Here is a 22,135-nt window from a genome sequence, read left to right as displayed (position 1 = left end):
CGGACGGTGGCGGGGCCACCGCATGGGCGGCGAGGAGCGGCAGTGCCAAAGCGGGGCCGACCGGGCGGCAGGAGCGCGCGCGGCGGGCGGAACGGACGGCGGGGCGACGGCGGGGCGGCTCCGGTCGCCCCGGAGCCGAAGCCGGTGGCGCCCGCCGAGGCGCCGCCCACCGAGGGGCTGCTGGCCAACCCGGCGCCGCCGGCCGACCAGGTGCAGCTGATCCCGCTCGCGCCGCTGCCGCAGGAGACGGAGGGGCTGCTCGGGCCGGTGACCGAGCCGGCGTCTGCTGAGCCCGCAGCTGCCGCGCCCGCGTCTGCCGAGCCTGCGCTTGCCGAGTCCGCGCCTGCCGCGTCCGCTGAGCTCGAGTCCGCCGGGCTCGAACCGGCGCCCGGCGAGTCGACCGAGGAGTTCGCCGCCTTCGTGGAGCTCGGCGGCGGCTCCGAGGACACCCTGCCCCCCGAGGTCTGGCGGGCCGTCGGCTACAACCCGCCCAGCGGCCCGATCCCGCTGCTGCGCCCCGGCGCGGCGGACATCACCCCCTGGCCGGACCGGATGCGCACCCTGCTGCGCACCCCGATGTCCGAGCGCCCGGCCTTCGAGCGCACCCCGCAGACGGCCAAGCCCGAGACCACCGCGCGCAACGTGCCGCGCATCCTCGACCTGAGCCTGCGGATCGGCGAACTGCTGCTGGCCAGCGGCGAGAGCGCCGAGGACGTGGAGGCGGCGATGCTGGGCGTCACCCACGCCTACGCGCTGGACCGCTGCGAGCCGCAGGTCACCTTCACCCTGATCTCCATCTCCTACCAGCCCTCGCTGGTCGAGGCGCCGGTGACCGCCGCCCGGGTGGTGCGCCGCCGCACCTCCGACTACACCCGGCTGGCCGCCGTCTACCGGCTGGTGGCGGACATCACCGCGGAGAAGGTCACGGTCAACGACGCCTACCGGCGGCTCGCGGTGATCCGCCGCAACCGCCACCCCTACCCGACCTGGGTGCTCTCGGTGACCGCCGGCCTGCTGGCCGGCGCGGCCACCTTCCTGGTCGGCGGCCGGATGGACGCCAAGGCCTTGCTGGTCTTCGTGAACGCCGTGGTGGCCGCGATCATCGGCGACCGGCTGGCCTCCCTGGTGGCCAGGCGCGGCCTGCCGGAGTTCTACCAGTTCGTGGTCGCCGCGATGCCGGCCGCGGTGTGCGGCATCATCCTGTCGCTGAGCAGCGCCGGGCTGCGCGGCTCGGTGGTGATCACCGGTGGCCTGTTCGCCCTGCTGCCCGGGCGGGCCCTGGTCGCCGCCGTGCAGGACGGCCTGACCGGCTTCTACATCACCGCCGCCGCCCGACTCCTGGAAGTCGTCTACCTGGTGGCCGGCATCGTGATCGGCGTGATGCTGGTGCTCTACGCCGGGGTCAGCTACGACGCCCAGCTGCGCCCGGCCGAGTCGCTCAGCGGCATCTACAACCCGCCGGTGCAACTGCTCGCCGCGATGCTGCTGACGCTCTTCTTCGCGATACTGCTGCAGACCGGCCGGCGCACCCTGGCCCTGGTCACCCTGAACAGCGGGATCGGCTGGGCCTGCTACGGGGTGCTCGCCTACAACGCCAAGATCTCGCCGATCGTGGCCACCGGGATAGCCGCCGGCCTGGTCGGCCTCTTCGGTCAGCTGATGGCCCGCTACCGCTACGCCTCCGCGCTGCCCTACGTCACCGCCGCGCTCGGCCCGCTGATGCCTGGGTCCGCGCTCTACCTGGGGATGCTCTCGTTCGCCCAGGGCCACCCCTCGGACGGGCTGGTCTTCGTCAGCCGGGCGGCCGCGATCGCGATGGCGCTGGCGATCGGGGTGAACCTGGGTGGCGAGGTGGCCCGGCTCTTCATGAAGGTGCCGGGCGTCGGGGCGCTCGCCGGTGCCGAGGGACGGCTGGTCCCGTACCTGACCGGGCCGCGCCGCGCGGCGAAACGTACCCGCGGCTTCTGACGGCGCGTTAGAGGCAGCAGTCGCCGACAGGACCCGACGGAGCACCGAGGAAGTACCGCCCATGCAGATCGCCGGCCTGGTGGAGGGATACCGCGAGCACATCGTCGCCGCCCACAAGCAACCGCTCTTCCTGCTGCTGGTCGGCTTCATCAGCTCGTTCCTCTTCATCCGGTTCAGCGTCCGGATGATCCGCGCCCGGGTGCGCTGGTGGCCGGGGAACATCACCCCGGGCGGGCTGCACATCCACCACATGGTGTTCGGCGTCGGCTGCCTGCTGGTGGCCGGCATCGGGGTCTTCGCGACCAACGGCGGGCACCCGTGGATCGACTGGTTCGGCCTGCTCTTCGGCATCGGCTGCGGGCTGGTGCTGGACGAGTTCGCGCTGATCCTGCACCTGGAGGACGTCTACTGGAGCGAGGCCGGCCGCAAGTCGGTGGACGCGGTGATCCTCGGGATCCTGCTCACCGCGCTGCTGCTGACCGGCGCGGTGCCGCTCGGGCTGCCCGGGCAGACCGGCACCGACGGCGGGCACTGGGGACTGGTCGCGGTGATCTCGGTGAACGCGCTGGCCTCGGTGGTCGCGCTGTTCAAGGGCAAGGTGTGGACCGGGCTGCTCGGGATCATGGTGCCGGGCCTGTCCTGGATCGGGGCGATCCGGCTGGCCCGGCCGTCCAGTCCGTGGGCCCGCTGGTGGTACGCCGGCCGGCCGCGCCGGCGGGCCCGGGCGGTGCGCCGGGAGCGGCTGCTGCACGCCCGGATCGACCGGGCACGCACCTGGGTCTTCGACCTGATCGCCGGCGCGCCCGACAAGGTGCCGGCGCACCACGCCGCCACCCACCGGATGGCGGAGGCGATGGCGGCCCGGGCCACCGCGCACCTCGACGCGGCCCGCGCGGCCCGCACTCCGCAGGCGGCGCCGGAGCGCGGCGCCGACCAGCGGCGGCGCACGGTGCAGGCCGGCCGCCCGCGCAGCTACGCGGCCCGCGGGCCGCGTAGGCGCGGCTGAGGGCGGTCGGGTCGCCGAGGGGGCGGCACGGGTCGGCTGTTACGCCAGGCCGTAGGGCGGGCGCCAGTTCGGGATCCGGTCGGGGGTGAGCCGGGCGGCCCAGCGGCGGTCGGCGAGGCGGGGGCCGAGCAGCCGGCCGCCGAGGACGGCGACGGTGACCATCGTGCAGGCCGGCACGGCGACCAGCGGTTGCTCCGGCGGCAGGTGCAGTACGACGAAGAGTCCGAAGAGCTCGCACAGCACGCCGCTGGCCGCGCTCACGCCGGCCAGCCAGCCGGCCCGGGCCCGCTCGTGCGGGGTGGTCGGCGCTTCGGTGCCGGCCAGGACCAGCGCGCCCAGCAGGCCCGGCAGCAGGCCGAAGAGGCCGGCGAAGGCCACCGGGACCGCGTAGAGGAGCACGAAGAAGAGCACCGCCTGCGGCGGAGCGCCGGCCCACAGCCCACCGATGCAGAGCAGCACGCCCGTCGTGGCGGCGCTGCCCGCCCACCCGACGGCGGCGCCCGCCGCGGCCATCTGCCACCTGCTGCGCATGGCTCACCCCCAGCTCGACACGGCGGCGCGCCCGGTGCCGGGTGGCCGCACGGATGACTGTAGGGCTCTTTTTGAACGTGTTCAAGGCTGTTTTGAATGCGTTCAACATCGTGCGGGCGGGGCCGGGCCGCGGCAGCGGAAAACCGGGTGACCCGCAGTGGCGTCCGGTCCTACCGTGGACCGATGAGCTCCGCGAACAGTGCCACCGCGACCACGGACGACGACATCGAGATCCGCCCGATCGGCGAGGACGAGATCGCGGCCTGGGGGGCCGCGGTGAACCTCGGCTTCCTGCGGCCGCAGGACCCGGACGGCGAGGAGTACCGCCGCCTGCGCTACCACCCCGGCCGGATGCAGGCCGCCTTCGACCGCGGGCGGGTGGTCGGCACGATGCGCAGCTTCCCGTTCAAGCTGGCGCTCCCCGGCGGGGCCCTGCTGCCGGTTTCGGCGGTCAGCGGGGTGACGGTGCAGTCGACCCACCGGCGGCGCGGCCTGCTCTCCCGGATGATGGCCAACGACCTGGCCGCCGCCCTGGAGCGCGGCGAGCCGGCAGCGGTGCTGATCGCCGCCGAGTACCCGATCTACGGCCGGTTCGGCTTCGGCCCGGCGGCCCGCAGCCACGGTGTGCGGATCGACCTGCGGGTGGCCGGCGGTCTGCGCGCCGACCTGCCGGCGGACCTGCGCAGCCCGGCCGGCGGCCGCCTGGAGCTGATCGATCTGACGGAACTGGCCAAGATCGGCCCCGGGCTGCACGAACGCTGGCTGCCCGGTCGGCCCGGCGCGGTCACCCGCGACGACGCGTACTGGCAGACCCTGACCGGACAGGTCATCCAACCGGGCGCCGAGTTCAAGCGACCGTTCGCGGTGGTCCACCGGGACGCCGCCGACACCGTCACCGGCCTGGCGGTCTACCGGGTCGACGACCAGTGGGACGGCATGCTGCCGAACTGCACCCTGACGGTGCGCGACTTCATGGCGCTGGACCGGGCCACCGCGGTGACCCTCTGGCGCTACCTCGCGTCGGTCGACTGGGTCACCAGGCTGGAGGTCCCGCGGCTGGGCGTCGACGACCCGCTGCCGCTGCTCCTCGCCAACCCGCGCGCGGCACTGCCGCACGAGGACACCGGCGACTTCCTCTGGCTGCGACTGCTGGACCTGCCCGCCGTCTGCGCAGCCCGGCAGTTCGCCGGCCCCGGGCGGGTGGTGCTGGAGATCGACGACCCGGCGGGCTACCTCGCCGGCCGCTGGGCGCTGTCCGCCGACACCACGGGCACCGGCGCGGCCACCCCGACCACCGACGCCCCCGACCTCGCCCTGACCGCCGGCGCGCTCGGCACGCTCTTCCTGGGCGGCGAGTCCGCCGGCCGCCTCGCCGCGGCGGGCCTGCTCGAGGAACGCCGGCCGGGCGCCGCCTTCGCCCTCGACCGGCTGCTCGCCACGCCGCAGCGGCCGTTCAACGGCGACATGTTCTGAGACCCCTTCCGGGGCTGGGTGGCGGGTCGCGTTCCGGCGAGGTTCAGACGGTTGCCGACCGCAGGTCGTGCGGCATGTTCCAGCCGCCGGCGAGCCTTGACGGGTGGACGTTGCGCCCGCCACCGAAGAACTCGCAGAACTTCATGATCAACGGGTCCCAGCCCAGCGGGTCCACGTGGTGCGTGCCCGGGATGACCAACTCCTCGTCGACGTGGGCGCGAAGGACCTCGACCTCGATGGCGGTGGCCCGCGTACCGGGACCGCCGAAGGGACGGTCCGAGACGACCCGGCACTCCAACTGCACCGGACACTCCGCCACCCGGGGCGCGCGGACCAGCTCCGACGCCTGCCGGGTCAGCCGCCCGAGTGCGAACTTGTCCGGCTCGTAGCGGTAGCCCTGCGCCACCTTGTAGTCCGGCACCTCCGCCGTCCCGGTGGTGAGCGCGATCCGGTCGACGGCATCGACCATCGCCGACGAGGGCAGGTTGAGCACGCACTCGCCCTCGCGCAACAGGTTCACGGTGGTCTGGCTGCGGCTGCCGAGACCGAGCATGCAGGACTGACCCAGCCACCACGCGGAGGACATCGGCGCGAGGTTCGCCGTCCCGTCCTCGTTGAGCGAGCTGATCAGCACCACCGGAGTTCCGAAGTAGAGGACCTTCAGTCCTGGCACCACGTGCACGTGTTCGCCTCTCAAGCCTCAAGGGTCGCCAACCGGAGACTCGTGAGCAGGCCCACGAGCCACTGTTGACTCTCCCGGAGGCAGACGCATGCTGCTGGCGGAAATCCGCCCTGGCGCTCCGGGTTCACGTGGTGTGGAGGGTGTCGTCCTTGATGGCGGCGAGGAAGGCGGTGAAGGCGGTGGGGGTGAAGGCGAGGGCGGGGCCGTGGGGGTCTTTGGAGTCGCGGACGGGGATGTGGGTGGGGAGGTTGGCGGCCACCTCGATGCAGGCGCCGCCTTGCTGGCTGTAGCTCGATTTACGCCAACTGACGCCGGACATGTTCACAGTTCCTTCCGAGCGGCGCGAACGAGGTCGAGGGACGCTGCTTCGGAAAGCGCGCCCACCTGAAGCCGATGGTAGTTCCTGTCCCACGCCGCAAGGATGTTGGAATCTCGCTGCAGGTGTCCCTGGCCCTCGGACTCCGAGTATCCGATCAGGCTTCGGTCGGGCAGCGTCAGCAAATGCACCGGCAGGGCGAACGGTCGATCTTCGCCCATCGAGAACGGGGCGACCTGGAGGATCACACCCGGCGTACTGCCCAGCTGCTCCAGCTTGGCCAGTTGGCGGTCCATCGCCTCGGCGCCCCCGATGGTGCGGCGTAGACAGCTTTCGTCGAGAACGGCATGGACCAGCGGTGCGGTGGGCGTTGCGAGGCGACGTTGCCGGGCCAGCAGGTACGCCACGCGCTCGTCGGCCTGTTCCTGGGTGATGCTTCCGCGTCGTACTTCGGCGGCGGCCAGGGCTTCCGCGTACTCGGGCGTCTGGAGCAGACCCGGTATCACGCCGAGTTCGAAGACGCGGATCTCTCGAGCCCTCGCCTCTTGTGCCGCGTACTCCTCGAACCCTTCGAGGATCGAAGCGCTGCGAACATCACGGTACTGGTCGACGAACCTGTTGCCGCTGCCGAATGCGGCGTCAGCTTGTCTTGCAAAACGCGAGGTTGGGGGTTTGCGACCGGTTTCGACGGCCGAAACGTGGGTCGAGGAGTACTCCATCCGTTCGCCGAGCTCATCCTGGGTCCACCCGCGTTCCTCGCGTGAGCTGCGGAGTTGGGCGCCGAAAGCGGCGCGAGGAGACTCGTCCGGGTCCAAGTCGCGTCGGTTCAAGATCTACCACTCCTTCCGATCCGACAGGTTGAAGACGAGCTGAGCCTAAGGGAAAGTGAGTGCTCTCGGTAGTGGTTCAACTACGGAAAGGAGCCATGATGAGCGCGCGCAGAAAGCCTCCGCGACCCCTGTACGCCCCCCGTGTCGGCGAGTTGGTGCGGGATGGCCGGGACGGCCGTCGCGGGGTGTACCAGTGCGACGGGTTCGGCAAGGACCCCACGGTGTACCTGCGTCCGGTGGGTGGCGGCGTCGAGTGGGAGTGTCCGCAGAGCGAGGTCGAGCCGCTGCCTCCCGAGGTGGCCCCGTGAGTGCGCAAGTCCACTCCCCGGAGGCGGACTTCGCCACCTCACCGCTCTCGCTGCCGCCGCGCGATCAGTGGGCGTTCGGTTGCTGCGTCTGCTGCGACCGGGAGACCGTCGTGGCGCCCGGGCCGCGGATTGTCACCGGTGACGGGCGGACCGTCGAACTTCCCTACTGTCAGGACGGGTTCGAGCGGGCCGCCCGTCACCTCCACCGGCTCCGGATCCGCGCTCGGCGTCGCTCGCAGGCGCCGTCGGCGTAGCCGGGTGAAGCTCATGGTGTCCGTGTCCTCCGTGTCCTCCGTGTCCTTCGTGGTTCAGAGGCTGCGGCCGGTGATGTCACCGAGCCCGGTGGTGGCGTGGATGGTGAGTCCGGTGGCCGAACCCCCGGTGTTGTCGAGCGAGTTGCGGATGCTGCCGAGGCCGGTGTTGGCGTCCAGGCTGGCGGAGGTCCCGCGGGCGGCCCCGATCTGGACGTCGCCGAGCTTGGTGTGCAGCGTGACGGTGCCGCGGGTGGCCTCGGTGATGGTGAGGTCGCCCTTCTGGGTGGTGACGTGGGCGTCGCCGCCGAGGCGGCCGATGGTGACGTCGCCGAGCTGGAGGGCGACCCGGACGCCCGCGACCTCGTCGAGCTCCACCGTGGCCCGTGCGGCCTCGAAGGTGACGTCCCCGAGGCGTCCGACGCCGCGCAGGTCGGCACTGGCCGCCTTGGCCTCGACGCGCGAGCCGGCCGGCAGTTGGACGGTCACCTCGACGGAGCCGGAGCTGCCGAGGATCCGGTTCTTCGCGGATGCGGCCTCGATGAGCAGGATACCGTCGGTGTAGGCGACCGTGGTCTGCTCGGCGGCCTGCACGTCGCGGCTCTTGCCGGTGTCGACGGGCCGGACCTCGACCGTGGTGTCGACCCGGTCGGTGGCGATGAAGCGGATGTGCCCGGCGGGGATGTCCAGGACGGTCGAGATGGGCGCGGGGGTGGTGAACGTGTGCACCGTGGTTCTCCTTCGTCTGCGGCGGGCGCCCGGTCGGCCCCGCCGTTTTCTGATGAACGAAAAGCTACGTTGCGTTCATGAAGATGGCAACAGTTGCGGCACGAGAAATCCGTGTAACTGCAGGTCAATGGCGAGAAATCGTTGCAACCGTTCTGCGGGTAATGCAACGTCAGGTGTGCAGTGCGTTGCAATGGATTGAGTGTGAACGCTATGCTGGGCGCACCACGGAGCACGAAGGAGAGCGCGCATGCCGGGAGGCAGACTCACCCAGCAGGAACGCCAGCAGATCGCGCTGGGGCTGGCCGACCGCCTCGCCTACGCGGAGATCGCCCGGCGTCTGGACCGTCCGACCTCCACGATCACCCGCGAGGTGATGCGCAACGGCGGTCCCGGCTCCTACCGGGCCGAGCTCGCCCACCGCGCCACCGAACAGCGCACCCACCGCCGCAAGCAGGTCGCCGCCCGCGGCGCGGCGACGCCTCCGCAGCGCCACGGGCGCGACCCCGAGGCGGTGCGCGCGTACGAGGAGACGTTCACCACCGTCCTCATGCAGTCCGGCCTGGCCAAGATGATGTCCCGGGTGCTGGCCTGCCTCTACACCACGGACGAGGGCAGCCTCACCGCGTCCGAACTCGTCGAGCGACTCCAGGTCAGCCCGGCGTCCATCTCCAAGGCGATCGCCTTCCTGGAGGGCCAGGGCCTGGTGCGCCGGGAGCGCGACGAGGGCCGGCGCGAGCGCTACGTCGCCGACAACGACGTCTGGTACGAGTCCATGATGGCCAGCGCCCGCGCCACCGCCCAGATCGTCGACACCGCGCGCGAGGGCGTCGGCGTCCTCGGGCCCGGCACCCCGGCCGCCGCCCGCCTCGAGAACATCGCCCGCTTCCTCGACTTCGTCTCCGAGAGCACGGCCCGCGCCGCGGAGCAGGCCCGCGAAATCCTCTACGCGAGCCCCGAAAAGACCGCGGACACCCCGGTCTGAGCCGCGCCGCGCCTGATCCCCGCCGCGCCTGAGCCGAGCCGCGTCGACCGTGCCGGCCGGCTGCTTCATGGGGGCAGGGTGGCGGGGTGGCCGGGTCTCACCGGCCCGGTGCGGCCTTGCCTATGGTCGGCAGGATGAAGTCCTGGATCAGGCCCTTGGCGTCGCGGACGATCGGGCGGAACATCCGGTAGCGGGAGAGGTTGATCACCCGGGCGGCCATGGGGGCGGAGCGGCGGACGAACTCCCTGGTGCGCTCGGTGTCCGGGGTCCGGTCGAAGACCCAGTAGAGGACCACGATCATCAGGTAGAGCCAGAGCACGTCGGGGAGCAGGTCGACGAGTTCGCGGTCCAGCTTGGGGGCCAGCTCCGAGCCGGTGAGCACTTCGCGGAAGAGGTCCACGGCGGTGGCCCGGGCCGGGTGGGACTCGTCGGAGAACGGGCTCAGCGAGCTGGTCGGGTCCGCGGCCGTGCGGAAGAACTGGGCGGCGAACTCGTGGTAGGGCGCGGCCGTGTCGACCCAGGAGGCGAGGGCGATCTCCAGGCGCTCCGTGAAGTCGCGGGTGTGCGCCATCCGGGCGCGGGCGTCGGTTGCGTGGTCGTACGTCATCCGGTCGTAGAACCCCTGGATCAGGAATTCCTTGCCGGCGAAGTAGTAGTAGGCGTTGCCGACCGAGATGCCCGCCTCGGTGGCGATGGCGCGCATGGTCGTCTTGTCGTAGCCGCGTTCCTGGAAGAGGCGCATCGCCGTCTCCAGGATGAGCGCGCGGGTCTGCTCGCTCTTGTCGGTCTTGGGCAGGGCGCGCCCGCCGGGGAGCTCGGGGGCGCCGGTGTCCCCGCCCGTCGGCTGGTCGTCGGCTTGGGTCCTCGGGTCGTCGTCCACGAGGCATGAGCCTAGCCCGCGGTGTCGCGGGGCAGCAGGGATCAGGACGGAGAGGGCGGGCGTGCCCACGTGGTGGGGGTGGGTCGGCGCGCTGCCCGCCGTACTGCCGTGCCGTCCGGCCCCGGCCCCGGCCGTCCCGGGCCCGACCTGGCAGGATCACCGCATGACCGATCACGCCGAGTTCGCCATCCGCCACGGCGGCCCCGATGACGCGTCCGCCGTGGCCGAGCTGCACGCCGAGAGCTGGCGCACCGCCTACGCCGGCATCGTGCCCGCCGCCGCGCTCGGCGACGGGCTGGCCGCCCAGCGGCAGGAGTTGTGGGCGCTGCGCCTCACCGTCGACTACGGCGAGCTGGCCGCGCAGCCCGTCCTGCTGCTGGCCGAGCGCACCGGGGGCGAGCTGCTCGGCTTCGGGTACCTGGTCCCGCAGCCGGACGGCCGGGTGCTGCTGGACAACCTGCACGTGCGCCCGGGGCTGACCGGCGGCGGGATCGGCGGTCGGCTGCTGGCCGCGGCCCGCGACTGGACCGCGCGGACCCATCCCGGCGAGCCGCTCTACCTGGAGGTGCTGCGCGACAACCGGCGGGCCATCGCCTTCTACGAGCGGGCCGGCGCGGTGCGGACCCGGCAGGGCGCGGCCGTCTTCCCGGGCGGCGGCGAACTGCCGGAGTACGAGTACACCTGGGCCCGCCCCTGACCGGGCGGCGCGCGGGGCGGTCGGTCACGTGGGTCAGTTGGTCACGCGGGTCAGTCGTGGTCGTAGACCGTGACCGCGATGCCGCGCGCCACCAGGCGGGAGTGGAGCAGCGGTTCGACCAGCTCCCAGCGCCCACCGGCCAGGCCGCAGCCGATCCGCGGCAGGTGGACCGAGGCGCCCAGCTCCAGCATGGGGGCGGCGAGCCGGTCCAGGGCGGTGTCGATCGCCGGGTAGCGGACCGGCACGCCGGAGGAGCGGCCGGTCCGGGTGCCGCGCTGGCCGACCAGGTTGGCCACCCAGGTGTCGCGCTCCACCTGCACCAGCTGCACCGCACCCAACCCGAAGTCGTTGCCGGCGCGTTCGCGGTGCCAGCGCCGGTAGGCGGCCTCCGGCTCGGGCCAGCGCTTCGACAGCGCCAGCACGAACCCCTTCCCCCAGCCGCCCAGGTCGTTGCAGACGTGGGCGATCACCTTGGGCCCCTTGGCCTGCGGGCTGCTGGCGTCCCCGCGCAGGTACCTGATCGCACTCCCCATGGCGCGAGCCTAGGAGGGGCCGCTGACAGTGAGCCAGTGCGGAGCCGCTGACAGCGAGCCGGTGCGGAGCCGCAGACAGCAGGCCTACGAGGAGCCGCCGGCAGCGCCGCCGGCACCGGTTGTGGCGTTCTGTGGAGCGGGCAGCCGCAGCCGCCGGGTGCCGAGCACGGCGAGCAGCAGCGCCAGCGCGCCGGCTCCGGCGGCGAGCAGGTAGCCGCCGGTGGGGGAGGTGCGCTGGGCCAGCAGGCCGCCGAGGGCCGAGCCGGCCGAGATGCCGCTGACGATGCCGGAGACCGCGAACGCCATCCCCTCGTTGAGCGCGCCGGCCGGCAGCAGCCGCTGCACCAGGGTCATCCCGCTGACCATGGTGGGTGCCGTCCCGCCGCCGGCCACGAAGAGCGCCACCGCCAGCAGGCCGAAGCCGCCGCCCGCCGCCACCACCGCGCACGGCAGCAGGAGCAGGCCGGCCATCGCCGCGAGGCTGCGCCGCAACTGCCGCTCCGGGCCGCCGCGTCCGCCGCGCAGCCCATGGCGCAGACCGGAGAGGCCGGAACCGGCGGCCAGCAGGGCCAGCAGCACCCCGGTCGCGGACTGGTGGCCGTGCTCGCCCGCCCAGGCGAGCGTGGTGATCTCCAGGGAGCCGAACACCACTCCGGTGCCCGCGAAGACGGCGACCAGGAGGGGGAAGCCGGGCGTCCGCAGCGGCGAGCGCGCGGTGTGTGCGGATGCCTTGGTGGTGCCCGCCGCCGGCACCGGCGGTTCGGTGCGGCGCTGCACCGCGAACAGCACTCCGCCGCCGGCCGACAGCAGCGCGACCGCGGCCAACCCGGCCTCCGGGAAGAACGCGCTGCAGAGCAGCACGCCGAGCACCGGGCCGGCCAGGTAGCAGAGCTCGTCCAGCGCCTGCTCCAGCGCGTTGGCGCGGTGCAGCAACTCCGGGTCGGCGCCGTGCAGGTGGGCCCAGCGGGCGCGGGCCATGCCGCCGAGGTTGGGGGAGAGCGCGGCGGCTGTGCCCGCGGCGGCGCAGAGCGCCCAGGCCGGGGCGCCGGAGTGCACCAGCAGCGGCAGCGCGGCGCGCGGCCCGGCGGCGAGCAGTGCGGCGGGCAGCGAGATGCGGTGCTGCCCGTACCGGTCGACCAGGCGCCCGAGCAGCGGCATGCCGACGGCCACGCCCACCGTGCCGGCGGCGGCGACCGCGCCGGCCAGCGCGTAGGAGTGGCGCCGGTCGACCACGGCGGTGAGCAGGCTCATGCCGAGCATCGAGAAGGAGAGCCGGCCGATCAGCCCGGCCAGGGTGAACGCTACGGCGCCGGGGACGGCGAAGACCCGGCGGTAGGCGGCGAGCGGGCCACCGGTGGGTGCGGCGGTGGTGGCAGGGGCGGTGGCGGCGACGGCTGGGGTGGTGGTGGGTGAGGCGGTGGCGGCGGGCGGGGTGGCGGCGACGGCTGGGGTGGTGCGGGCAGGCGTGGGCAACGGGCCTCCGGGCGGGTGGGGTGGATGACGCCAAGCCTCGCTGCCCGGCGGTCGTCGGGTCCAACACCGAGTCCGACCGATTGACGCACCCGTGTTGTCAATCCGGTGGTCGGCCCCGGCCGCCCGCCGCCCGTTCGTTAGCCTGGCCTGCATGCCCGTCGACCTGCACCCCCGCCTGCTGCGCGGCTTCGTGGCCACCGCCGAGACGCTGCACTTCGGCCGGGCCGCCGCCCGCCTGCACCTGGCGCAGCAGGCGCTGAGTCGCGACATCAGGACGCTGGAACGCCTGCTCGGGCGCACCCTGTTCACCCGTACCACCCGCAGCGTGGCGCTCACCGAGGCGGGCGAGCGGCTGCTGCCGCAGGCCCGGCGGCTGCTCGCACTGCAGCAGGAGATGCTGGACCCGCCGCCGCCCCGGGCCGTGCTGGTCGACCTCAATAGTGCGGTGAGCGGCCCCGACCTGACGGCGGACCGGCTGCTGGCCGCGGCCCGGGCGGCCGACCCGCAGGTCCGGCTGCTGGCCCGCTATCACGGCGGACTGGCCGCCGGCGCCCGGGAGTTGCTCGCCGAGCGGCTGGACGCCTCGTTCGGCTGGTTCAGTGGACTGCCCGCCACCCAGCGCGAGCGGCTGGCCCAACGGCCGGTACGGCTGGAACGGGCCGCGCTGCTGCTCCCGGCGGAGCACCCGCTGGCCGACCGGACCGCGATCCGGCTGGCCGAGCTGGCCGGCCATCCGGTGGACGTCTGCGCCGGCAACCCGGCCACCACCGAGTGGACCGAGTACGGTGAACGGCTGCTGGCCGCTCACGGGTTGACGCCCGCCCCGGCGGCGCCAGGCCCGGTGGGCGAGGCCGAGACCGCCCGGTACCTGGCCCAGCGCGGGCACCCGATGCTCACCACGGTGGGTGGGCCCGACCTGCCGGGCGTGGTGACCCGGCCGCTGGTCGACCCGGTGCCGCTCACCCTGGTGAGCCTGGTGAGCCGACCCGGGCCGCTCCCGCCGGAGCTCGCGCTGCTCGCCGACTGCGCGGCCGAACTGGGCGCGCGGGAGGGGTGGTTGGTCCGGCCGCCGGCGGCCTGGCTGGCCGCGGCGGACGAGGCCCTGCTGGCCGCCGCCGGTGGGTGAGACCCCCGCCGCTGGCTGGTGGGGTGGGCCGGGCCGGCAGCGGGCGGGGCGGGCCGGCGTCCGTCCGCTACTTGTCCGCCTGCAGGGTGCCGGCCGCGCCCCAGCTGTCGGTGGGGACCTCGTGGATCCAGACCTGCACGGCCTCGGCGGGGATCCGGTAGGCGTCCACGAACGCGTCGGTGATCCGGGCGACCAGCTCGCGCTTCAGCTCGACGCTGCGGGGACCCTGCTGCACGGTGACGATGGGCATCTTCGGCTCCTTGGCTCACGGCCCGCGCTCCGGCTCTTCCGGGGCGTCCGACCGACAGGACAAGTCCACCGCGCGGGACCCCGGTCGACCCAGACCCGAATCGCTCTCGCAGCGATCACGAATCCTGATCGCTGCTGGTCGTGGTCGTGGTTGTGGTCGTGGTCGTGGTTGTGGGCGTGGCCGTGCTCGCGGTCGTGGCCGTGGTCGTCGTCGTGGTCGGGTGCTGCGGTGCGCAGGCGGCGCGCAGCAGCCGGAGCGCCGGGGTGGCGGGCCCGCGGCGGACGGCCAGCACGACGGGCAGGTGCAGGCCCGGTGCGCGGAACGGCACGAAGGCGACCCGGGGCACCCGCGTCACCTGGGCGTTGGCGGCGTACACCACGGTCCACATCGGGCTGCCCGCGCCGAGCACGGCCAGGGTGTCCTGCAGCCCACCGGAGGGCGCCGGGCCGGGGACCGGGTCGAAGCCCGCAGCCCGGCAGGCGTTCAACACCAGGTCCACCAGGGTGGGGTGGTTGCGGCGTTCGGTCAGCAGCAGCGGGAGCTCGGCGAGGTCGGCGAGCGCGAGTTCGGGCCGTTCGGCGAGTGGGTGCCTGGCGGGCACGGCGGCGATCAGTTCGTCCTGCCAGCAGGCCAGTTGGCGCAGGTCGGGGACGTGGTCGGGGAGTGGGCCACGGAGGAAGGCGGCGTCCAGGCGGCCGTCGGCGAGCTGGGTCAGCCGCTCCTTGCCCGGGAGGGCGACCAGTTCCACCCGTAGGCCCGGGGCCTGGAGGTCGAAGGCGTCCAGGATCCGGTCGAGCCGCTCGCCGAGTCCGGTGACGGTGCCGATCCGGAAGGCGCCGAGCTTGCCGGTGGCCAGGTCGGCGGCGACCGTGCGGGCGGCGTCCTCGGCGGTGAGCACTGCGCGGGCGGCGGGCAGGAAGGCCTCGCCGGCGGTGGTGAGGCGGACCAGGCGGGGCGTGCGGTCGAACAGCTCCACCTTCAACTCCCGCTCCAACCGGCGGATCTGCTGGCTCACGGCGGGTTGGCCGATCAGCAGTCGTTCGGCCGCGCGGCCGAAGTGCAGTTCCTCGGCCACCGTCACGAAGTAGCGCAGCTGTCGTAGTTCCACCGGCCCCGTCCCCCTCTTGCCCCCGGCCGCTTCTCCCCAGGTCCCCGGCCATCCTGCCGCACGCGGCGGCACCGGGGACCGGACAGGGGTCGGGCGGGAGGTGGGGCGGTGGTGGACGGCGGTGGCCTGCTGGTGGCGCGGCCGGGTTCAGGCGCGGACGGCGGAGATGTCGAAGGTCAGCTTGACCTTCTCGCCGATCAGCACGCCGCCGGTCTCCAGCGCGGCGTTGTAGCTGAGGCCGAAGTCGGTCCGGTCGACGGTGGTCGTCCCCTCGAAGCCGAGCCGCTGCACGCCGTACGGGTCGACCGCGCTGCCGGTGAACTCCAGGGTGAGCGCCACCGGGCGGGTGGTCCCCTTGATGGTCAGGTCGCCGGCCATCCGGTAGGTCTCGGCGTCCAGCTGCTCGGTGGCGGTGCTGCGGAAGGCGATCTCCGGGTGGGTCTCGACCGCGAAGAAGTCGCCGGTGCGCAGGTGGCCGTCGCGCTGCTCGTTGCCGGTGTCGATGCTGGCCACCTGGATCACCAGCTCGGCGGTGGAGGCGGCCGGGTTGCCGCCGTCCAGGTGCAGCTTGCCGACGTAGTCGGCGAACTCGCCACGGACGTTGGTCACCATGGCGTGCCGGACGGTGAAGCCGATCCGGCTGTGGGTGGTGTCGATGGTGTAGTCGCCGGTGAGGTGGGCGAGGTCCGGGGTGCCGGGGGTGAGGGTGGCGACCGCGCCGGTGGGGGCCGGGCTGGTGGTCGCGGCGGCGGTGGTGGTCGCGGTGGCGGTCTTGCGGCTGAACAGGCCCATGACGGACTCCTCGGGTTCGCCTCATTTGTTGAGGCTTCAACTTCCTGGTGTCTCCACCGTACGTCGATCTCGTTCAATGTTCAACCATGTCCCGCAAAAAACGCCCGACCGGAGGAATCTCCGAGTCGGGCGCTCTGGGCAGCCGCCGGCCGGGTGGCCGGGCCGGCCGGGGCTCAGGCCTCCGCGGCGGCTGCGGTGGCTGCGACGTCGGCCGCGTCGGCCGCGGCGACCAGTTCGAAGGCCGTCTTGCCGTCGATCGCCTCGCGGATCAGGTCGGCGTGGCCGGCGTGCCGGCCGGACTCCTCGATCAGGTGGAGCAGGATCCACCGCGCGGTGCGGCGGGCGCCCGCCGGGAACCACGGAGCGTTGGGCAGCGCCGAGTCGAAGTCGAGCGACGGCAGGTCGCCGATGATCTTCTCGGTCTCGGCCGCGACCTCCTCGTAGGTGGTCAGCCACTGGGCCAGGGTCTCGCCCGGCAGCAGGCGGAACTGGTCCGCCCACTGCTCCGGGCCCGCGGCCGGGTCGGCCGGGCGGCCCATCAGGATCGTCGAGATCCAGTTGCGCTCGACCAGCGCCGAGTGCTTGATCAGACCGGCCAGCGAGAGCGTGCTGGGCAGCGGAGTTGCGCTCGCCTGCTCGTCGGTGAGGCCGAGCAGGGCGCGGTGCAGACCGCCGCGCTGGGCCGCCAGGAACGTCAGGAGTGCGTCGCGCTCGTCGTTCTCGGCACGGACCACGATGGGCATGACTGCCGCCTTTCCTCAGGATTCGGGTGCTCCGGCCGGGCCTGGCGGCGACCTGCACGGGCCCGGGCGGGATCCGGTGCGGCCTGAACAGGGGGCCGGAGCAGAGGGGTTGGTGCGGTGGTGCCTTGCTGAGATCGACAGTAGTGGGCATTGCGGTCAGATCCTGTCCGCATTTGCCCCCGGGAGCGGTTTTCGGCCGGATCCCGTCGTCAGACCTGCTGGTTAGGCTGCGATCAGGGACGTTCGGCGACCGGGGACGGCTGAGGACGGCTGAGGACGGGCGAGGAGGTGAGCGGCGCGGTGTTCGCGGTGCACGGCGGTTGGCAGGGGCCGGGCGACGGTCGGTTGCTGCTCTGGGCCGAGGACGCGCGGGCGCGCGGTGCGGCTCGTCCCGGGGCGGCAGCCGCCGCCGGGGCCCGCCCGCACCCCTTCGCCTGCCCGGCCGCGCTCCTCACCGAGCTGCTCGGCGGGATCGGCCCCGGGCTGGGCTGGCTGGCCGGTCAGGCGGCCGAGCGCTGGACCACGCTCACCCTACCCACGCTGAGCAGCGCGCCCGCGCCTTCGCCCGAGCTGCTGGTCGGCGGCGGGGTCCGCGACCGCGCCGCGGTCGGGACCGCGCTGCACGCCTGGCGGGTACCGGTGCTCGCGTTCGAACCCGCCGAGGCCGCCCAGCTGCTCGGCGAGCTCTTCGATCCGCACTGGGCGCTGGCCGGCGCCGAGCTCGCCGGGGTCGGCCGGGTCGACGTCGCCTACGGGGCCTCGCTGCGTTGGCTGACCGCCGTGCACGACCTCGCCTGGCGGCTGGCCGGCCGCGGCCGGGTGCTGCCCGGGCTGGTCGACTCGGAGGGCGGGCCGCGGGCCCGCTGGCTGCCCGTGCCGTCGAGCGCCGAGCACCGCGAGGCGAGCGCGCTGGCCGCCGGCTGCCCCCCGGTGGCCGCCGCCGGGCGGCCCGCGGCCGAACTGCTCGGGCACGTCCTGGCAACGCTGACCGACCGCGAGGTGCGCGCCACCCTGGCGGACCACCCGGGGGTGTTGCGGTTGCCCCGGGGCGTCGGGCCGGTGGGGGAGCCGGCCGAGCGGGCCGCCGAGCAGCTGACCGAGCGGTGGTTCGCCGCCCTCGGCCCGGGCGACGGCCGGATCGAGGTGCCGCCCGGCGCACCCGCCACGGCACTGCCGGAGCTGGCACGGAAGCTGGCCGTCTGGCACGCCTCGGCCGGCCCCGCCGAACCGGCGGTTCGGCTCTGCTTCCGGCTGGTGGAGCCGCTCGGCGCCGACCCCGACGACCCGGCGGGCGGTGCCTCGGACCGCCACTGGCAGCTGGAGTTCCTGCTCCAGGCCGTCGCCGAACCCTCGCTGCTGGTCCCGCTCGCCGACCTGTGGGCCGGCGGCGCGGCGGCGGCCGCCTTCGGTCGGGTGACCGAGGACCCGCAGGGCGCCTGCCTGGCCGAACTCGACCGGGCCGCGCGCCTGCGCAGCGAGCTGCTGCCGGCCTGCCGGACCACCCGCCCGGCCGGGCTGCCGCTGGACCGGGACGGCGCGCTCGACTTCCTGCGCGAGGTGGCGCCGGCGCTGGCCGACACCGGCTTCGGCGTGCTGCTGCCCGCCTGGTGGCAGCGCCGGCCCCGGCTGGGCCTGGCCCTCGCGGTGCGCGATGCGGCACCGGCCGACCCCGGCCGCACCGCCGGTCCGCCGCCGCCGGACGGCCACGCCTGGCTGAACCGGGACGCGGTGCTCGCCTTCCGGTGGCGGCTCGCGCTGGACGGCGAGCCGCTCAGCGCCAAGGAACTGGCCGACCTGGCGGCGGCCAAGCGTGGCCTGGTCCGGGTGCGCGGGCAGTGGATCGAGGTGAACGCCCAGCAGATCGCCGCCGCCCTGGAGTTCCTGGCCCACCGCGGGGTCGGTGAGAGCACGCCCGCGCGGCTGCTGCGGGTGGTGCTGGACCCCGGAGCGCTGGTCGCCGGGCTGCCGATCGGCGCGATCACCGCTGCCGGGGTGTTCGGCGCGCTGCTGTCGGGGGAGCGGGGGGCTGGGGAGCGGGAGGTCGGGGAAGGGGAGCGGGCGTCGGGGGAGGTGGGGGAGGCGGGGGAGCGGCCGGAGGCGGAGGTGCTGCTGCCCGCGGACTTCGGGACCACGCTGCGCCCCTACCAGCAGCGCGGGGTGGCCTGGCTGCGCTCGCTGGGGCGGCTCGGGCTGGGCGCGGTGCTGGCCGACGACATGGGGCTGGGCAAGACCGTGCAGACGCTGGCCCTGCTGGCGGCGGAGCGGGGCGGGCGGGCTTCCGCCGGAGTGGTCGGCGCGGCCGGGGTGGCCGGGGAGCCCGCCGAGGCGTCCGCCGGGCCGGGCCCGACGCTGCTGGTCTGCCCGACCTCGCTGCTCGCCAACTGGCGCCGCGAGGCAGCCCGGTTCGCCCCGATGCTGCGCGTCCACGTGCAGCACGGCCCGGGCCGCCCCACCGGGGAGCGGCTGCACGCGGCGGTGGCCGCCGCCGACCTGGTGATCACCAGCTACGGCCTGGCCCAGCGCGACGCCCCCGAACTGCGCGCGATCACCTGGCACCGGGTGATCGCCGACGAGGCGCAGCAGCTCAAGAACAGCGCCACCGCCCAGTCCCGCGCGCTGCGTTCGATCCCGGCCGACCACCGGATCGCGCTCACCGGCACCCCCGTGGAGAACCGCCTCACCGACCTGCACGCGATCCTCGACTTCGCCAACCCCGGCCTGCTCGGCTCGGCCGCCGCCTTCAAGGAGCGCTACGCGATCCCGGTCGAGCAGCACGCCAACCCCGAGCGGATGGCCGAACTGCGCCGCCGGACCTCCCCGTTCATCCTGCGGCGGCGCAAGGAGGACCCGGCGGTGGCGCTCGCGCTGCCCGCCAAGCAGGAGATGACCGTCTGGTGCACGCTGACCGCTGAGCAGGCCGGCCTCTACCAGGCGGTGGTGGCGGACCTGCTGCACCGGCTGCGGGGCATCAAGGGCGTGCAGCGCCGGGGTGCGGTGCTCGGCGCGATCGGGCGACTGAAGCAGGTCTGCAACCACCCGGCCCAACTGCTGCACGACGGCTCGGCGGTGGCCGGCCGGTCCGGCAAACTGGCCCGGCTGGAGGAGGTGCTGGCCGAGGCGCTCGCCGAGGGCGACCGCACCCTGGTCTTCACCCAGTACGCCGAGTTCGGCACGATGCTCCACCGGCACCTGGCCGAACGGCTCGACACCGAGGTGCTGCACCTGCACGGCCGGCTGGCGGCGAGCCGGCGGGACGCACTGGTGCGGCGGTTCCAGGAGGCGCCGGCCGACGCGGGCCCGGGCGTCTTCCTGCTCTCGCTCAAGGCCGGCGGCACCGGCCTCAACCTGACCGCCGCCAACCAGGTGGTGCACCTGGACCGGTGGTGGAACCCGGCGGTCGAGCAGCAGGCCACCGACCGGGCGCACCGGATCGGCCAGCACCGCACCGTCCAGGTCCGCCGCTTCGTCTGCGCCGGCACCGTCGAGGAGCGGATCGCCGGCCTGATCGAGTCCAAGCGCGCGCTGGCCGAAGCGGTGGTCGGCGAGGGCGAACACCGGCTGACCGACCTCTCCGACGCCGAACTGCGGGAACTGCTCACCCTCTCCGAGGAGGCGATCGCCGAATGACCGAGGACACCGCCGAGCCGGGCGGCGAACAGCCGGACCGCCTGGCCGACTTCTGGACCGGCGACTTCCCGCTGGGCGCCCCGGAGCCGGCCGACCGGGCGCAGCGCGGCCCGCTGCCGATCGACCAGCTGGCGGCGCCCGGCATCGTGGTGCGCGGGCGCCCGTTGCCGGCCCTGCTCGCGCCGGTCTACCGGGCGCTGACATCGTGATCCGGTGACGGCCCCTCGGGTCGTCCCGGTCCTCGTCCTGGCCCTTGTCCGGGTTCTCGTCCCGGCCCTCGCCTTGACCCTCGACCTGGTCGAGGGCCCAGAGTCCTCGTCATGGAGAGCGCGATGCGCAGTATCGGCCGGCTGGCCCGGGAGAGCGGACTGACCGTCAGTGCGCTGCGGTTCTACGACAGTGCCGGGGTCTTCGGCCCCGACTTCGTCGACCCGCAGACCGGCTACCGCTGGTACGCACCGGCCCAGCTGGCGGACGCCCGGCTGCTCTGCCGGCTGCGCCGGGTGGGACTGCCGCTGGCCGAGATCCGGCTGGTGCTGGCCGCCCCCGACGACCCCGCCGCCGCCCACCAGGTGCTCGACCGGCACCTGCGGCGGCTGGAGGACGGGCTGGCCGACGCGCGTCGTGAACTCTCCGTGGTCCGCACGTTGATCGACCGACGGGAGAATCCGATGAGCACCACCCAGATCGCAGGCGCCACCCGCCTCACGCTGACCGCCGCCGACCTGCTCACCGCGCTGGCCGCGGTCCGGTTCGCGGTCAGCCACGACTCCGCGTACCCGATGCTCGGCGGTGTGCTGTTCGACCTGGACGGCAGTGAGCTGCGGCTGATCGCCACCGACCGCCACCGGCTCGCCGTCGGAGCGGCCCCGGTGCGGGCATCGGCGGGAGAGACGGCAGGGGCAGACGTTTCCGTGCTGCTGCCGGCCGCGCTGGTGGACGAGATCGGCGCGCTGGCGGCGGAGGCCGACGCGGAGCAGGGCGGGGCCGAGGTCACCCTGCTGCTCTCGGACGCCACCCTGGCCGCCGAGGCGGCCGGCCGCCGGGTGGCGGGCGAGCGACTGGACCTCGACTTCCCCGACTACCGCAGCCTGATCCGGCTCCAGACCACCCACCGGGTCGAGCTGCCCGCCGACGCCCTGCGCCGCGCCGTGACCACCGGCGCCACCCGCCCCCACCACCCCGACACCGCGTCGTCCGGCCCCGCCGACGAGGTCCAGGTCACCGTCCTCGCGGTGAGCGAGGCCGGCGAACTCCGGGTGCTCGACGAGCCGGCCGGCCAGAGCGCCGCCCCCGACGAACTGCGGGTGGCGGTCAACCGCGACTTCCTCCTGGAGGCCGTGGCCGCCGGCGCCTCGGGCCAGCTGACCCTGGAACTGGGCGGCACGATCACCCCGCTCGCCATCCGCCAGGCCGACCGGGCCGGCAACTTCTCGATCCTGATGCCCATCCGCCTCACCTGAGGCCCACCCGGCCGGGGCCGCCGGGCTGCGCGCCGACCTGCTGGTGGCGGGCAGCCCGGCGGCGTCTGGAGCCGGCTGCGGATCCGTCTCACCCCACCGTCCTGGGCCCTGCCGCGCCGTCTCCCAAGCCTCGCGGTCCCGGGTGCTCGCCATGGGCGGTGGGGGCGCCGGGGCCACTGGGCCACTGGGCCACTGCCCACAGCCCCACCGCCCGCGGCCCCAACCCCCGCCCCCGCCTGCCTCCCGGCGCCCGACCCTCCGGTCCCTGGGGGGGGGGGGGGGGGGGGGGGGGGGGGGGGGGGGGGGGGGGGGGGGGGGGGGGGGGGGGGGGGGGGGGGGGGGGGGGGGGGGGGGGGGGGGGGGGGGG

Annotated in this window: 23 protein-coding genes; 11 read left to right on the top strand and 12 right to left on the bottom strand. The window is 74.3% G+C overall.

Features of this window, described 5'->3' with window-relative positions; all coding sequences use genetic code 11:
* Positions 1-144 precede the first annotated feature (144 nt).
* Both ACQRUO_RS22695 and ACQRUO_RS22690 read left to right on the top strand, forming a co-directional pair.
* A complete protein-coding gene (locus ACQRUO_RS22695; protein WP_428317854.1) occupies positions 145-1,968 on the top strand; it encodes a threonine/serine ThrE exporter family protein in 1,824 nt (607 codons plus the stop codon).
* A gap of 61 nt (positions 1,969-2,029) precedes the next feature.
* Positions 2,030-2,974, top strand: coding sequence for a hypothetical protein (locus tag ACQRUO_RS22690; protein ID WP_428317853.1), 945 nt, complete (start codon positions 2,030-2,032; stop codon positions 2,972-2,974).
* 39 nt (positions 2,975-3,013) lie between these two features.
* Here the strand turns inward: ACQRUO_RS22690 and ACQRUO_RS22685 are convergent, their stop codons facing one another.
* Positions 3,014-3,505 (bottom strand): hypothetical protein, encoded by a 492-nt coding sequence (locus ACQRUO_RS22685; RefSeq protein ID WP_428317852.1) that lies wholly within the window; start codon positions 3,503-3,505, stop codon positions 3,014-3,016.
* A 183-nt stretch (positions 3,506-3,688) separates the two neighbouring features.
* Here ACQRUO_RS22685 and ACQRUO_RS22680 point away from each other — a divergent pair, with 183 nt between their 5' ends.
* Positions 3,689-4,978, top strand: a complete 1,290-nt coding sequence (locus tag ACQRUO_RS22680; protein WP_428317851.1) for a GNAT family N-acetyltransferase — start codon at positions 3,689-3,691, stop codon at positions 4,976-4,978.
* 43 nt (positions 4,979-5,021) lie between these two features.
* Here the strand turns inward: ACQRUO_RS22680 and ACQRUO_RS22675 are convergent, their stop codons facing one another.
* From ACQRUO_RS22675 to ACQRUO_RS22665, 3 genes are all read right to left on the bottom strand, one after another.
* Complete coding sequence (locus ACQRUO_RS22675) at positions 5,022-5,660, bottom strand: flavin reductase family protein (protein ID WP_428317864.1); 639 nt, start codon at positions 5,658-5,660, stop codon at positions 5,022-5,024.
* 124 nt (positions 5,661-5,784) lie between these two features.
* Positions 5,785-5,979, bottom strand: coding sequence for a DUF397 domain-containing protein (locus ACQRUO_RS22670; protein ID WP_428317850.1), 195 nt, complete (start codon positions 5,977-5,979; stop codon positions 5,785-5,787).
* Between the two features lie 2 nt (positions 5,980-5,981).
* Entirely contained in the window at positions 5,982-6,806 is an 825-nt protein-coding gene (locus ACQRUO_RS22665) for a helix-turn-helix domain-containing protein (protein WP_428317849.1), read from the bottom strand.
* 98 nt (positions 6,807-6,904) lie between these two features.
* Between ACQRUO_RS22665 and ACQRUO_RS22660 the strand changes: the two genes are divergently transcribed.
* On the top strand, positions 6,905-7,114 hold the full coding sequence (locus tag ACQRUO_RS22660; protein WP_428317848.1) for a hypothetical protein: 210 nt from the start codon (positions 6,905-6,907) through the stop codon (positions 7,112-7,114).
* Positions 7,111-7,368: a hypothetical protein gene (locus ACQRUO_RS22655; RefSeq protein ID WP_428317847.1), complete on the top strand. Its 258-nt coding sequence runs from the start codon at positions 7,111-7,113 to the stop codon at positions 7,366-7,368. The genes ACQRUO_RS22660 and ACQRUO_RS22655 overlap by 4 nt, the downstream gene beginning before the upstream one ends.
* 54 nt (positions 7,369-7,422) lie before the next feature.
* Here ACQRUO_RS22655 and ACQRUO_RS22650 read toward each other — a convergent pair whose 3' ends face one another.
* Positions 7,423-8,094 (bottom strand): DUF4097 family beta strand repeat-containing protein, encoded by a 672-nt coding sequence (locus tag ACQRUO_RS22650; RefSeq protein ID WP_428317846.1) that lies wholly within the window; start codon positions 8,092-8,094, stop codon positions 7,423-7,425.
* A gap of 247 nt (positions 8,095-8,341) precedes the next feature.
* On the opposite strand from ACQRUO_RS22650, the gene ACQRUO_RS22645 reads away from it, so the two are divergent.
* The gene (locus ACQRUO_RS22645; protein WP_428317845.1) at positions 8,342-9,076 is read left to right on the top strand and encodes a helix-turn-helix domain-containing protein; all 735 of its coding nucleotides are present in this window, start codon (positions 8,342-8,344) and stop codon (positions 9,074-9,076) included.
* Positions 9,077-9,173: 97 nt separating this feature from the next.
* Here ACQRUO_RS22645 and ACQRUO_RS22640 read toward each other — a convergent pair whose 3' ends face one another.
* A complete protein-coding gene (locus ACQRUO_RS22640) occupies positions 9,174-9,956 on the bottom strand; it encodes a TetR family transcriptional regulator (RefSeq protein ID WP_428317844.1) in 783 nt (260 codons plus the stop codon).
* A 163-nt stretch (positions 9,957-10,119) separates the two neighbouring features.
* Here ACQRUO_RS22640 and ACQRUO_RS22635 point away from each other — a divergent pair, with 163 nt between their 5' ends.
* Positions 10,120-10,653, top strand: coding sequence for a GNAT family N-acetyltransferase (locus ACQRUO_RS22635; RefSeq protein ID WP_428317843.1), 534 nt, complete (start codon positions 10,120-10,122; stop codon positions 10,651-10,653).
* A 50-nt stretch (positions 10,654-10,703) separates the two neighbouring features.
* Here ACQRUO_RS22635 and ACQRUO_RS22630 read toward each other — a convergent pair whose 3' ends face one another.
* On the bottom strand, positions 10,704-11,186 hold the full coding sequence (locus ACQRUO_RS22630) for a macro domain-containing protein (protein ID WP_428317842.1): 483 nt from the start codon (positions 11,184-11,186) through the stop codon (positions 10,704-10,706).
* 84 nt (positions 11,187-11,270) lie between these two features.
* Positions 11,271-12,659: an MFS transporter gene (locus tag ACQRUO_RS22625; RefSeq protein WP_428317841.1), complete on the bottom strand. Its 1,389-nt coding sequence runs from the start codon at positions 12,657-12,659 to the stop codon at positions 11,271-11,273.
* Between the two features lie 151 nt (positions 12,660-12,810).
* Between ACQRUO_RS22625 and ACQRUO_RS22620 the strand changes: the two genes are divergently transcribed.
* Positions 12,811-13,785: a LysR family transcriptional regulator gene (locus ACQRUO_RS22620; protein ID WP_428317840.1), complete on the top strand. Its 975-nt coding sequence runs from the start codon at positions 12,811-12,813 to the stop codon at positions 13,783-13,785.
* 67 nt (positions 13,786-13,852) lie between these two features.
* Here the strand turns inward: ACQRUO_RS22620 and dmpI are convergent, their stop codons facing one another.
* The 4 genes from dmpI to ACQRUO_RS22600 all read right to left on the bottom strand — a co-directional run bounded on the left by dmpI (position 13,853) and on the right by ACQRUO_RS22600 (position 16,678).
* Positions 13,853-14,035, bottom strand: a complete 183-nt coding sequence (gene dmpI / locus ACQRUO_RS22615; protein ID WP_428317839.1) for a 4-oxalocrotonate tautomerase DmpI — start codon at positions 14,033-14,035, stop codon at positions 13,853-13,855.
* A 115-nt stretch (positions 14,036-14,150) separates the two neighbouring features.
* The gene (locus tag ACQRUO_RS22610) at positions 14,151-15,143 is read right to left on the bottom strand and encodes a LysR substrate-binding domain-containing protein (RefSeq protein WP_428317838.1); all 993 of its coding nucleotides are present in this window, start codon (positions 15,141-15,143) and stop codon (positions 14,151-14,153) included.
* A 147-nt stretch (positions 15,144-15,290) separates the two neighbouring features.
* Positions 15,291-15,935 (bottom strand): YceI family protein, encoded by a 645-nt coding sequence (locus tag ACQRUO_RS22605; protein WP_428317837.1) that lies wholly within the window; start codon positions 15,933-15,935, stop codon positions 15,291-15,293.
* 173 nt (positions 15,936-16,108) lie between these two features.
* Positions 16,109-16,678, bottom strand: a complete 570-nt coding sequence (locus ACQRUO_RS22600) for a DinB family protein (protein WP_428317836.1) — start codon at positions 16,676-16,678, stop codon at positions 16,109-16,111.
* A 288-nt stretch (positions 16,679-16,966) separates the two neighbouring features.
* Between ACQRUO_RS22600 and ACQRUO_RS22595 the strand changes: the two genes are divergently transcribed.
* The 3 genes from ACQRUO_RS22595 to ACQRUO_RS22585 all read left to right on the top strand — a co-directional run bounded on the left by ACQRUO_RS22595 (position 16,967) and on the right by ACQRUO_RS22585 (position 21,768).
* A complete protein-coding gene (locus ACQRUO_RS22595) occupies positions 16,967-20,305 on the top strand; it encodes an SNF2-related protein (RefSeq protein ID WP_428317835.1) in 3,339 nt (1,112 codons plus the stop codon).
* A complete protein-coding gene (locus ACQRUO_RS22590) occupies positions 20,302-20,514 on the top strand; it encodes a hypothetical protein (RefSeq protein ID WP_428317834.1) in 213 nt (70 codons plus the stop codon). The genes ACQRUO_RS22595 and ACQRUO_RS22590 overlap by 4 nt, the downstream gene beginning before the upstream one ends.
* Before the next feature lie 123 nt (positions 20,515-20,637).
* Positions 20,638-21,768, top strand: a complete 1,131-nt coding sequence (locus ACQRUO_RS22585; protein ID WP_428317833.1) for a MerR family transcriptional regulator — start codon at positions 20,638-20,640, stop codon at positions 21,766-21,768.
* Positions 21,769-22,135: the final 367 nt, after the last annotated feature.

Source organism: Kitasatospora sp. LaBMicrA B282 (assembly GCF_050325825.1).
In the GTDB taxonomy this organism is placed as follows: domain Bacteria; phylum Actinomycetota; class Actinomycetes; order Streptomycetales; family Streptomycetaceae; genus Kitasatospora.
The sequence above is the reverse complement of the archived record's forward strand: the minus strand, read 5'-3'. Positions and strand labels throughout refer to the sequence as shown.